This is a genomic window from Mesorhizobium sp. P2_C7 (assembly GCF_056404515.1).
This window is the reverse complement of the sequence record NZ_JBFUDW010000016.1, coordinates 75,050-87,859: the sequence shown is the minus strand read 5'-3', so window position 1 is coordinate 87,859 and position 12,810 is coordinate 75,050. Positions and strand designations below refer to the sequence as shown.

Here is a 12,810-nt window from a genome sequence, read left to right as displayed (position 1 = left end):
TGTTTCCAAAGCCTGTTGCCGGCTTGGGGCCCGATGGTCTGGTTTCGAAACGGCTCCTCCTTCCACTCGTGTCTGCGTGACGCCGCCGCGAATGCCCGCCTTGAGGCGGTCAGCTCGCGTCGATGTCCGTCAGTTTCAGTTGCAGGTTGCTGAAGCGCAGCACCGGCGTATTGACGCCGCTGAGTGCTGCGTAAAGCGTGATGTCGAAGACCAGCCTCGCGCCTGCCGGCATTGCGTTGGCGCCAAAGACGATGCTGTTTTTGGAGGCCCAGCCGGCGATCGCCGCTGCGAAAAGCGCCGCGAAATCGCCGAGCTCCGCCGGCTGTTGCCCGTCGATCTCGAAGGACCGCGCCAGCACGATCGGGACAAGCGGGCTGATCGAGGCGCTGTCGAACGCGCCGCCGGCAACGGCGGTGAACGGGAACTGGTAGGAGCAGGCGACCTTGACCCGCCTTGTGGTTCCGCTGGTCACGTTGGCGGCCGCATGCGCCGCAAGCAGCGATTGTTCGTGCACCGGGTCGGCCAAAAGGTCGGCCATGATCGTGTAGATGCGCTGGCAAAGGCTTGACGGCGATGTCGGACAGGCAGCACCTGAACCCTGGCCTGGCAGCGTCGCCACATCGATCGGCGTCGCATTGTCGATGAACGGCGTGACCGGCTGGCTCGGCCTGACCTGCGGCGTCATGTAGACGAATTCCGGCACCACCTGCCACGCCGTGTTGTTCGGGGCTTCAAGCGTGATCAGGTTGCGCTCGATCTGCACCGAGGCGAGCGCATTCTCGGCCGCCAGCACGTTGAGTGCATCGACCTCGATCGTGTGCGCCACGCCGAAATTGCCGGGCGCGGCGTTGTCGACCTCGAACAGCAGGCCGTCCGGCGGCGACGGCTGGACCGGATGCTGGTTGGGGTACGGCGTCAGGGTCGACGGGTCGAGTGCGGTGACGGTCAGCGCGACATTGGAGAAGCTGGATTCGCCTTGCGCGGCCGGCCACTGCAAATCGATCTGCCGCGTCGTCCCGTCCGGCTGCAGCGTGTCGGTGACGACGTAGCTGTCGGTGACGCTGACCAGACCCTGACCGAGGGCCATGTTCAGGCTCGGATTCCAGTCCTTGTTCGCCGTCACCTCGCCAATGGCGGTTGCGAAGGCGGCCACCGCATCGGCCCAGGCTGGATCGGCGGGGTTGCGCAGCACCGGGCTGATGGCACCGTAGACTGCCGAGGTGCGCGCCAATGCCGTGAACAGGTCGTAGGGCGGGCCTGCGCTGGGGGCAGGGTTGGCGGAGTTCGGCGGGTTGTCCGGCGCCGCGCTAAGGTTGGTGTTGTAGGTGACGGCGGTGTTGATCTGGTCCTGCGCGACGAGGAACGCCTGATAGGTATAGAGGTAGCTCCAGTCGGCGCCGTCGGCGATTGGATTGCCCGAACCCGACGTTGGCGTGTAGCCCGACCAGGTCTGGCTGACCAGAGTCGGCGGCGTCGGATACTGGCGATACACGACCGGGATTTTGGTCAGCGCGCCGGCCGGTCCGACATGCGGCACGCCCTTTGGATAGGGATCGACGAGCTGCAGCCAGATCGATGGACGCGCTTCGCCGGGTGCGCCCGCCGGCGCCAGGAAGAACTGCAGGTTGGTGATGGCGAAACGCAGATCGAATGGCACCACCGCGGCAGCGGCCGCGTCGGGATCGCCGTAGAGGAAGGTGAGGGGGCTCGCCCCCATGCTGCTGACGCCGACATGGGCGGTCGAGAGCCCGGCATTCTGGCGCGTGGCGGAGAAGGTGCCGGCGCCCGAACCGCTGGCGGCAGTGGCGATCGTGAAAGTGGTGTCACCGGTGACGGTGACGCCGTAGACGCCATTTGCCGGCAACTGCCCCGAACTGCCCTGGAATATCATCAGCACCCGGCTGCCGTCGGTCAGGCCGTGCGGATTGTTTGTCGTCGCCGAAAGGCTGAGACCGCTCCATGTGTAGTTTCCGGCGAGTACGGCTTCGATCTGGCCGAAGAGCTCGATATTGCCATCGGCGGCAGCCGAGACCGACTGGTTCCAGGTCACGTCGTATTGGACGATGGTGTCGACGGAATAGGCCGTCATCAGCGCAGCGCGCATCTGCTGCTCGAACACATCCTTCGCGATGGCAAGTGCCGCGGTCGTGCCGGTGAACGGCGATTGCGGGCCAAACAGCCAGTCCACTTCGTATTGTGCGTATTTCTGCGCCAGCGCCTCGCGGCCGAGCGCCATCGCGTCGTAGGCGTCGGGGGCGACCTCGAAGGCCTTGGCCGCCGAGGCCGGTGACAGCACCTCGTCGACCGCCTGGAAGAAGATGCGGTTGAGCTGGTCGAGGTCGGTGTCGATGAACAGCTGTTGCGCCGGCAGCGCCGGCAGCTTTGACGACAGCTGTGGCATCGAAACACTGGCGCTGTTCAGCACATTGTCGAGCGGCTTGGGCGACAGGAAGCGCGGTCCGGCACCGGCGGCACCGATCGAGATGTCGAGCAGCGATGCCGCGGCCGCCCACAGCGATTGCGAGCCGGCGCGTGCCCCGCCGGAGCCGTCATGGGCAAGCTTCAATGACTTGAGCCGCTTGCGCGCCAGTGCCGTGCTGGACTGGGCCGTGCTCGACAGTTTCTGCTGTGGCGATGCGTCGGCCCCATTCATGCCGATGGCGAGCTTCTGCGTCGGGAAGGCGCCGACGAAAGCGGCGGCGAATTGCGACATGTTGCTGGCGCCGCCGGTCGCCGGAACAAATCCGGTCGCGACGTTCTGCGCCGACGGCACCATGATCGTGCCGAACTGGTCCTTCAGATAGGGCGAGATCAAATTGGCATCGCGGGTGATGCCGAACAGCACGACGATCTCGAACAGCGGCGGCAAGGCGCCGGGGCCGCTGACCGGCATCAAAATGGTCACTGCGCCGGGGAAGTTGGTGCTGAGCCCCGCCAGCCAGTTGACGAGGTCGGCAACCATGCCTGTCACCTTGCTGGTGTCTGCAGCACCCACCGGGAAATTGACAAGGCTGCTGCCATCCGCCTGCAGGGCAAGACTGGTCTCGACATAGAACGAGATGCCTGGACCGCTGATCTGGTCCTCGATGGTGCGGAAATTGGCCAGGGCTGCCGCCTTCTGGTCCGACGACATGCCGCTGAAGGCCGCCTGGCTCGGCGTCAGGACGATCTCGATCGTGTTCGGCGTCGAGCCGTTGAAACCATAGCTCGGCAGGATCCCCGGCCATTGGTCGACCGGCACGATCGGATCGAAATAGAGGTTGGTGTCGCTGTAGCTGGCCGGCGTTGGCAGCTGGTTGCCGAAGGCGTCGTTGACGAAGAAGTCCAGCGTGAACTTGTCGTTGATCGAAGCGTAGCGGTCGGGCGTGATGGAACCGGCATTGGCGGTGGCGACGTTGTACAGCGGCGCGAACACCCGGTACGTGCCGGTGGTGCCGGACTGGTCGGGCTTTTGCGGCTGGATCGGCGCCGACAGATTGCTGAGCGTGAAGCCTGTCGTCGCCTGTATCTGGTAGGTGACGAGACTGTAGAGCGAGTTGAGCGACGCTTTTGCGTCACCCGCCGCGACCAGTGCTGCGTGCAGTTCGGTATCGTCGGCGATACCGGATGCGCGCAGCGCCTCGATGACATTGCCGCGCGAATGTGAGTTCGCCGCGCCGAGCTGCCCGGTCTTGACCAGGGCGGCAGGCGTCATCAGTTGCATGACGCTTTCGGAGCGCGTCAGCTCGACACCGAAGGTACCGGCCGCGACCTTGACGTAGCGTGCCTCGAGCGCCGGGTCGGCGGTCTCGGCATAGTAGACGAGGCCGCTTTGCGTGCCGGCAAGCACGACCGCGTTGTAATAGGGCTGGATGGCGAGCGGCGAGCCGCTCTGGTTGGTTCCGCTGCCGGCCTTGTAGGTCACCAGCATCGTCACCTGCGCGACGCCCTTGACGAACAGCGCGGTTGGCAGCGCGTTGCCGGTCTTGTCGACAAAGCGCAGATAGTAACCCTGCGCATTGGTGACCGTCGCCTGCTGGATGATCTGCAGGAAACCGTAGCCGCCATCCGCTGTGATGTCGGTGCTGGCGCCGACGGACACACCCGCCGGCAGACCGAGCGCGAAGGCCATCAGCCCTTGCGGCGGCTGCGACACCGTCGTGGTGTTGGTGCGCAGCGCGAAGACGGCATTTGGATCGACCACTGCCGAGACGAGGCCGGGCGCACCGGCGGCGGTCTGGAACAGGATCTGGATCGCGTCGACCGGCCGGTCACCGCCCCTGAGATCGTCGAGGATCCGGCCGAGCAGCGCCTCGTCCGACTGGCTGGCGCCGGACAGTGCGTAGACATCGGCAAGCACGCTGCCTTGCGTGGCGCCCGGAATCTGCTTGACCGTCAGCGTGATGCTGGTGGCGAAAGTGATGTCGCCGGCGGGCAGCGGTGTGCCGTCCGGCAGATAGGCCCCTTGCGCCTGGCGGGATTTCACCAGGACGGGGATCGCCGCCGTTCCTTCATTTGCCTGCAATTTCTCCAGGCTTGGCGCGAATGGCCGCAGGCTGAGCGCCGTCGCGCTTGGCGGCGTCCAGGCGATGGCGTTCTCCAGCGCAAAGGATTGCGGCCCGGTCGAACTGAGCGCGATTGGTGTCGGGCTGCTTGGCGCCGTTATCGACGCTTCGGTGAAGGCGAGATAGGGGCTGAGGACGTCTTGGGTGAGCGAGAACGAGGCGTTGACGGCAAGCCAGTCCTGCGTCTTGTCGGGATTGCTCAGCGTGATGCTGTAGCTGTTGTTCTTGGCGAAGCCGCCGGCCGGAAATTCCTGCCACAGAAGCGCGAACAGCGGGTTCGTGCTGGTCGACACCGCCCCGCCTGGCACGGTGAGACCGGCGGTGTAAGGCAGGCGCACGCCGCCACGCAACGCGCTCGACATCTGCCCTGCGAGGCCCTGGAAGCGCGTTTGCGCACCGGGTGTCGGTGCGGCCACCGCCGCCATGAACAGCTTGTCGAGCGGTGACGAGGTCAGCCCTGCATCCTGCATCGTCACCAGCAGCTCGTGCACCGCGCCACGGATCAGTCCCTTGAAATAATCGAGGAATATCTCCTGTGACAACGGCGTGGTGCCGCCGGTATCGTTGACCGAGGTCGGGTTCGAGGTCTGGTTGACGAAGAGCTGGTTGAAATAGGTGTCGACCGCTTGCAGGTAGGTCTGCGAGACGAGGTTCTGCGCCAGGAACTGGTAGGAAAGATCCTGCGCGTTGCCATTGCCGTCGGTGCGCCCAGTAGTCGCCATGTTGAGGAACGGCGGCATCGGGAACACGCAGGCCTTGGCTTTGCCGGTCGGTGCGGCAAGCGTGGCGGAGAAATTGGCGAGCTGGCCAAGCAAGGTCGGATAGTCGATCCACCCAGTGAGCGCATCCGGCTCGCTGTCGATGTCCTTCAAGCCGGGCGTGCCGCTGCTGGAATCGAATTCAAGCAACACCACGGAGTTGTAGGCCGGCAGGTTCAGCGCGTGCATGAGCGCGAAGGTGGCGAGCTGCGTCGTCACCGCCTCGAACGGCTTGAAATCGGCATAGGTCGGGTTCTGCGCCGGGTTGTCGTCATACTGTATGCCGAGCGATGTCACGACCCACGGCGTGCCCTTGCTGGTCGCATCGGGGAACACCACGGTCAGTTCCGGCAGAAACAGGATAGGCAGGTCCTTCGGCAGGTTGGGGCAAAGCCCGACATTCGCCGCTGCACCCGCAAGAAGCCGCTGCTTCAGCCGCGCGAACGTTTCGATCTGGGCCTGTTGCGACGAGCCGGCAAGCTGCCATTCGAAGCGGAACGAGGCATTGAAGCTGAAGCTGATGGAAATGGAGAACAGGAAGAGGTTGATCTCCACTGTGACGCTGACGCTGACGCTCGCCTCGATGTAGAGCAGGATCGAGCCGCCACCGCCGCCCGGCACACTGGGTGGCTCCAGCGCCAGGATGATGCCGATGCTGGCCTCGAGGCGCACGTTTACGCTGGCCTTGATGATGACGAAGTCGAGCGAGCCGTAGAGCTCGCCGATGATGCCGAACTGGCCTTGCAGCGACAGCGCGTCCGGCTTTTTGGCGAGGTCTCCGCCACCGCTGGTGAGATAGCCGGCCGCACCCTGGATGATGCCGAAGAAGGTGACGCTTACCCCCGCCTTCAGCGGCCCGGCGGTGAAATCCTTGCCGACGCCTAGCCGCGCGGCAAAGCCGAAGGCCAGGATGCTCTGGTAGGTGCCTTTGAACACGTCGGGGTCGGTAGCCGAACTCAGGCTGGCTATGTAGAAGCCGCCCGATCCGGTCACCGGAATAGGCCCGGCCTGCGCCTGCACCTGGAAGCAGACGCTCCAGTTGTCGCCGTCGGGGAAGCCGAGGTCGACCTTCCAGTCGCCATTCGTGTAGACGTCGACGCTCAGTGTCGGCAGCGTCAGCGAGGCCGCGCCAACCTGGAAGGTGCGCAGGCTGTCGGGCAGGCTGAAGACCGCGGCGAATTTGCCGATCGTGTCGGAGATCTTGGTATAGACGACCTCGAATTCCGCACCCTTGCCGGCACCGCCGGTCAGCTTGAGCAGCAGTGCGTAGAACGGCGTCACGTCGTAGAAGACGAAGCCGACCTCGAGAACTTTCAGCAGCGTGAAGTCGGTGACGATGATCCACTTGCCTTCGGGATGGTAGATATCGGCAAATTTCTTGTTCTTGAGGGCGTCCCAGAAGTCGCCCTGCATGAACTTCAGGAAAGCATCGAAATTGGCGGGCGGCTTGGTCGGGTCGGGCCCGACCCGCTGGCCGACACCGAGATAGACAAGCTCGAAGACATCGCTGACAGCGCCCACCTTGGCCGGCACTGGCGCCGCCAGCAGTTTCTGCGCATCGTCGCCACCACCGCCGCCGCCATCCTTGCCCAAATTGTAAGCACCGATCCAGCCAATCTGGTCGGCGCCTTCGGTCGGCGCGAACAGGCCGATGCTGATCGTCCCGTCCGGTGGCAGGCGCTGGCCCAGTATCTCGATGAAGCAATTGTGCATGCCGAGCACCAGCATCTTGGGATCGGCATCGGTGGCGTATTCGAGATTGAACTGTTCGATCGAGATGGTCAGCACGCCCTCGATCTTGATTTCCAGCTTGCCGTCGACTTGCGGAAGCTGGATGCCGAAGGCCAGCCCACCGCCGTCCTCGGGGCTCAGCCAGCCGATGAGGACGCTGAATTTGAAGGCCGAAAGCGAACCGACCAGCCCGCCCATCGAGCCGAGATCGAGATCGAAGATCAGCGCATAGTTGAAACTGTCCTGCAGCGTGACGCCGTTTTCCGCCAGGCCCGGCAGCGAACCGAGCGAATAGTAGTTCAGGCTCTCGATCGTCTGATCGGCCGTGCCCGAATAGAGGAACGACTTGAGCTTGAACGGGATCAGGTCGAGCAGGCTGTCGGCGCCGCTGCGCTTCTCGGTGGCGCCGAGGTCGAGCCGCAGGTCACCCGGCGAAAAGCTGAGCGACGGCGTGCTTGTCGACGGCTGTCCCTGGGCCGGGATCGTCAGGTCGAAGCCGACGTCGATGCCGAGATTGGAAAAGGCCAGCTTCTCGAACGCAAACAGGTCGAGCACCTGGAATTCGTTGAACTCGATGTCGCCCCAGATGGCGAAATGGGCGCTGATGTGGGTGGTGTCGGCTTTTGGCGGCGTCGCCGCGGTTTCGTCGTCGAACGAGAATTGCAGTTTCGTCAGCGTGATCTGCTTGAGATATTTGTTGTTGGACTTGCCGTTCTCGTCGGTGAAGTTGAAGACGAAATCGCCCTGGGCGACGAACGAATAGACGCCCTGTCCGGAACTCTTGTCGTCGCCGCTGGTGCCGTGCGCCTGGTAGGAACCCATGATGGCGATGACATTGGCGTCATCGCCGGCATTGGCGGCCGGGCTCAGCGCGGCATCGAGATTGACGCCGGTCTTGAACAGATTGTTGATGGTGAGATTGACCTCGCAGGCGAAGCTGCGCAGCTCGGAATTGGTGAACAAAGCGCGCAGATATTCGACCTCGAAGCCATAGTCGATGTCGATATCAATATTGCTATCGGGGGCCGCTGCCGACTTGCTCGCCGCCTTTTCATAGTCGACCAGCGCAAAGGTCGCGCTCTGCGCCAGCGTCGGCACGGCCTGCGACGGGTCGGTGTTGTTGATGGCAATGCCGACATGATGGACACGAAAGCCGGCTATGCCTGGATCCGTCATGCCGCCGAGCACTGCGCGCACCGCCGTGGGCAATTCATCGAGCTGCATGTTGCAGTTTACGGCGAGGATGCCGTTGAAGGTTGGGTCGGTGACGGTCTGGTAGAAATTCCAGTATAGCGAGGTGGTGTCGGGCTGCGTGCCGCCATTCGGGAACACCGCGGCCTTCGCCTCGGTGATCAGCTTTTGCAGATAGGCCTGGGTGGCGGCGGCGGTGAAGGTCTTGTTGAAGATGTCGGCCTGCGACCACAGCCTTGTGTCGGCGACCAGAGCTTCGATCGTCTCGCCCGGATAGAATTTCATCATGAAGATCGGCGGCGTGCCGTCGGGCGCGGCGAGCTTGCCCGGCGACAGGTCGAACGTCCAGTCGCCGATCTCCAGTTTGTCGCCTGAAAAGTCGAACAGGGCCTGCCCGGAGCCAAGCGGGTCGGGGTTGGCGGGGTTTTCGCTGACCGCCGTGAAGATCTGGTTCTGCTGCACGGCCTTGCAGATCGACGGACCCATGGCTTCGAATTCCAGGATGCCGGCCGCACTCGTCGCCATCTGCAACCCGGTCCATGCCAGCGGCGTGCCGGCAAGCTCGGCCAGCATGCCTTGCGGCGTCATCGCCAGCGTCGTCGGTCCGGCGGCGGCAGCGTTTACCGCCGCGCCTTGCTTCGGCGCCGGAATGAAGCCGCTGGCGCGCCTCGGGTTGAGCGCCCGCGATTCCATGTCGAGATAGGCGGCGGCATTGAGGTTCGGGTCGGTCGAGAAATCGAGCCCCGCATAGGGCACCAACGGTATGGCTGGCGTGCTTGCGGCTTTCGCGCTCCATGAGGCGACCTTGAAAGCGTCGAGGACATAGACGGTGAGGCCGGAGGCGGGTTCAGCGCCGGCAAGCATTGTGGCCGTGTTGGTGCGCTGATTGTAGAGCGGAGCGCGCTCGGGCTGCGAGACATAGCTGCCGTCCTGGACGATGAGCTGCGCCCACGAAGTCGTCGCGGTGGCATCGAGAAAAGCCGGGCTGGTCGGCGAATCCTGCGCTGGCGCAATGCGATAGGCCGGCTGCGCCGGTACGAATTCGAGCTTGTCTGGTGCCGAGCCGATGGTGACGGTCACGAATTCGGTGCCGGTGACGCCGCACAGCATCTGCACCGTTTCGGAGCTTGCGCCTGCGGCCAGGTTGGCGCCGGCATCGAGCGCCAGGCCGAACTGTCCCGCCGGCGTCAGGTAGTAATAGCGCTGCTCGCTCGGCGATTGTTGAGGACGGCCGGCGAAGACGAGACGGCTCGCCGTGCTGATATCGCCGGTGTTGATGGTGCTGAGGGCGAAGGGCTTGCCGTTGGTGGTGACGAAAGTCGAGCCGAGCAGCGGGTCGGTGAACTGGAAGAAGCTGCGCGTCGCGTCGAGTGGGCCGAGCACGTCCAGCGTGACGTTGAAGCCGAACGGCGTGGCCGAGCCACCGACGCCGCGGAAAACCGGATAGTTCAAGGCGCCGACCAGCCCGCCGCCGGTTGGCGGGTCGAAATACATCATACCGGCCTCGAACTGGACGAGGTCGGTGGTCGCCAGTTCAAACGCGGCGCTTGCCGTACCAACGAGCGGTCCGCTGAGCGCCAAGCTCGCGAATGGCGCGGCCGACTGGAATGTCACCGTGGCGCCGGCTGGCGGCGTCGCCGTCAACAGCAGCGCCGCCGGCGGCTGGCTGTTGGCGATCTGCAGGCTGTTGGAGGCGTCGTCGAACAGCACCGTCGTGGACAGCGTGAAGAGGTCGGGCTGAACCTGGAACGTCACGCTCTGCCGGAATGCCAGCGAGAAGGACTCCCCCACCGTCGGCGACGAGGTGCCTTGCCCGGTGACCGAGACCAGGATCGGCGCGATGCTGAGCGGCTCGGGAAACCAGCCGATCTGGGTTCCGGGACTGTCGGCGAAGGCTTTGCGGATGCCTATCTCGAAAGCTTTCCAGTCGCGTGTCGCCGAAGGGACGAAGAAGGCGATGTAACCAAGCTGACCGGGGTCGACCCAGCTCTGGGCGGTCAGATCGAATGTCGGGTCGGCGCGTGACTTGTCCTGGAACAGAAAGGCGACACGTGCGCCGGCTAATGAGTCCGCCAGATAAAGACCGCTCGCATCGCGTTTGAAAGCGATCATGCCCACCTCCCATGCACTCTACGGCGCAATCCGGCCATCTCCTGCCGCCGGTTTGAGCTGGGCGGAAGGACTTGGTGAAGCGCTTATATTACCAAGACGTAAAGTATAATTGTAAGACGAAGAAAGTGATTTGTAAAAGACTATATTTGGGTGGATTTCAAAATGAAATAAATTTTATCTATATTGTGACCCGGCTAACTCATCGGCCTGAATGGGTTCTGTTTTGGTATCGAGCGTCGAAGTAATACGCACCTCAACAGAATCAATCACTTAGTATGACGGGTGGAATCATCTTATGTCGATGGCGGTCGCGTGCGTAGCCGCCAAAGCTATGCCGGGACCGGCGCGACGCGCTTCACGGGGCGGCTAGTAATTTGTCCTAGTCCGAAAAACTCGCTGGGGAACATCGCCGCAATCAGGGCGGCAAAATCTTTCCGCCCCTCTATGTCAAAGTTTATAGACGGCAAATTTTAGCCTGCTCTAATAGAGCTCCATGCTGTCCTGGGGGGGGCGGGCAGGCAAGCATGGGGCCGTCGTTCGTGGAAAAACGACGGCCTTTTCCTTTCGACGGCTACCTGGCTTCGGGGTTTTGTCGGCGCGCAAAATGTTCATAGGTGATTTGCCAGGGGTCGCTCTCGGAATCTCTTTCCTCGCCGATCCAATGGAAGCTGTCGGCGGTGATCTCAGTGAAACGCCATCGGGTTTTCAAACCGAGCGAGTCATTGCCGAGCTGGACGATGTCCTTCCCCTCGGCCCGACCGACCTGGCGCGAGTGATCCTGGTTGAGCGGGTCGTTCCATAGGATGTGCCAGCCATCGATCCCAGGATCGAAGATGCGCAATGTCGTGCCATACATCGTTGACGGCGCAGGCCGCTTGGGCCTGATCCAAACGTCCTGGATCGCGCGGCCTCCAAGCACCCAGCCAAAATGGCATTCTCCATTCCATTTCTGCATTGTGCCGTCGTCGAGGTGGTGGACCGTATCCACTTCCCAACTTCCAACCAGCCATCCATACAGGGCCATGTCCTTCGCCCAGTCGGCTGGGGGACCTTCGGATCCGAGAGCGGTGAGAAACGGAGAAATCGTCATCGTCCTACTGCCTTTCGTTTCCAACTAGACGAACCAAACCGCCAGCGTAGCCCCGCACGTCCATTGTCGTGCTGCAAGAGCGCCGCCTAGTGGAATTTTGCGATGGAGGCCCGTGTCGGCGTCGGAACATTGCCGCCACAACCTGAAGCGTTGCGGTGTCCAGGGCTTGGGGAAAATTGCTAAAGTTCCGCTATGAATGAGATCGTTTGCGAACGCGATGGCGAGCGGACCCGCATGCGCATCCTTCGCGATATCCGCGCAGGATAGGCCATTTGGCTTAATTGCGAGATTGCTAATATGCCTATAGCCTGATCGTCGCTGGTCCCTCGAAGCCCCAGCACGGCCGGCACGGCCCAGCGCCACCCCGAAGGCTGCAACCGTGCCGGCCTACCACGTCGCTGCAGTTCTCCACTTCGATCAATTCTAGTGTGTTGGCGCGTGCCAGCGACGACAGGTGCTAAGCAATCTTGCGTTTCGGCGAGCCGCTCTTTGTAGGCGGCCCCAACCCTTCCTGTTTGAGGCTCTTTTTCAGCACCTCGGCCAGGTTGATGACGTTCTCTTTCGGCTTCGGCGCGGGCTTCGGCGGCTGCTTGCCCCTGCGTTTCGCGTCGATCATGGCAATCAGCGCATCTTCGTAGGTGTCCTCGAATTTCGAAGGATCGAAAGTCGTCACCTTCTTGTCGATGAGCATGCCGGCGATTTCGAGCAGCTCGGGATCATATTTCTGCTTCTTCAAGCCATCGAGCACGCTGTCCTGCGAGACCATTTCATTGTGGTTGCGCAGCTCGGTCATCACCATGCCCTTGCCATAGGGCTGGATCAGAACCTCGCGGCCGCGCTGATACAGCACGACGCAGGATCGTGCGGCGACGCCCTTGTTCCTCATGGCATCGCGGATCACGCAGTAGGCCTCCAGTGCAGCTCCATCGGCCGGGATCAAATAGTAGGGTTTCTCGAGATAGCGCGTATCGACCTCGTCAATCGACACGAACTCGCCGACCTCGAGCGTATGCTTCGACGTCAGCTTGAGCGCCTTGATGTCGTCGGGCTCGATCTGGAGGAACTCATCCTTTTCGACCTCGAAGCCCTTCACCTGGTCTTCCGCGTCGACCGGCTTTCCAGTGTCCTCGTCGGCGTAGACGCTTTTGACCGGGAGTCCGTCCTTGCGGTTCAATATCCTGAAATGAACCTTCGACGCCTCGCTGGTGGCGCCGACGATCTTCACGCCGCAGGACACCGAACCAAACTTCAAAAAACCCTTCCAGGCAGCACGCGGGGCGACCATTTTGCTCATCCTGTTTCCAGTCAGGGCAAACGGGTTTCCGTGCAAATCGTTCCTACGGTTTGCCCCCATCCGTTTCCGCTACGCTCGGGATCGGCAAAT

General features: G+C 62.8%; 3 protein-coding genes. All 3 read right to left on the bottom strand.

The features are described from left to right. Positions 1-109: 109 nt before the first annotated feature. A complete protein-coding gene (locus AC1D2G_RS27845) occupies positions 110-10,336 on the bottom strand; it encodes a hypothetical protein (protein ID WP_477418070.1) in 10,227 nt (3,408 codons plus the stop codon). Positions 10,337-10,907: 571 nt separating this feature from the next. Next, positions 10,908-11,426: a hypothetical protein gene (locus AC1D2G_RS27840; protein WP_477418068.1), complete on the bottom strand. Its 519-nt coding sequence runs from the start codon at positions 11,424-11,426 to the stop codon at positions 10,908-10,910. A gap of 457 nt (positions 11,427-11,883) precedes the next feature. Next, positions 11,884-12,720 (bottom strand): non-homologous end joining protein Ku, encoded by an 837-nt coding sequence (gene ku, locus AC1D2G_RS27835; protein ID WP_477418066.1) that lies wholly within the window; start codon positions 12,718-12,720, stop codon positions 11,884-11,886. Positions 12,721-12,810 lie beyond the last annotated feature (90 nt).

Coding starts and splice junctions, on each gene's coding strand:
- AC1D2G_RS27845 (WP_477418070.1), bottom strand. CDS start 10,336: ATGATCGCTTTCAAACGCGATGCGAGCGGTCTTTATCTGGCGGACTCA.
- AC1D2G_RS27840 (WP_477418068.1), bottom strand. CDS start 11,426: ATGACGATTTCTCCGTTTCTCACCGCTCTCGGATCCGAAGGTCCCCCA.
- ku (WP_477418066.1), bottom strand. CDS start 12,720: ATGAGCAAAATGGTCGCCCCGCGTGCTGCCTGGAAGGGTTTTTTGAAG.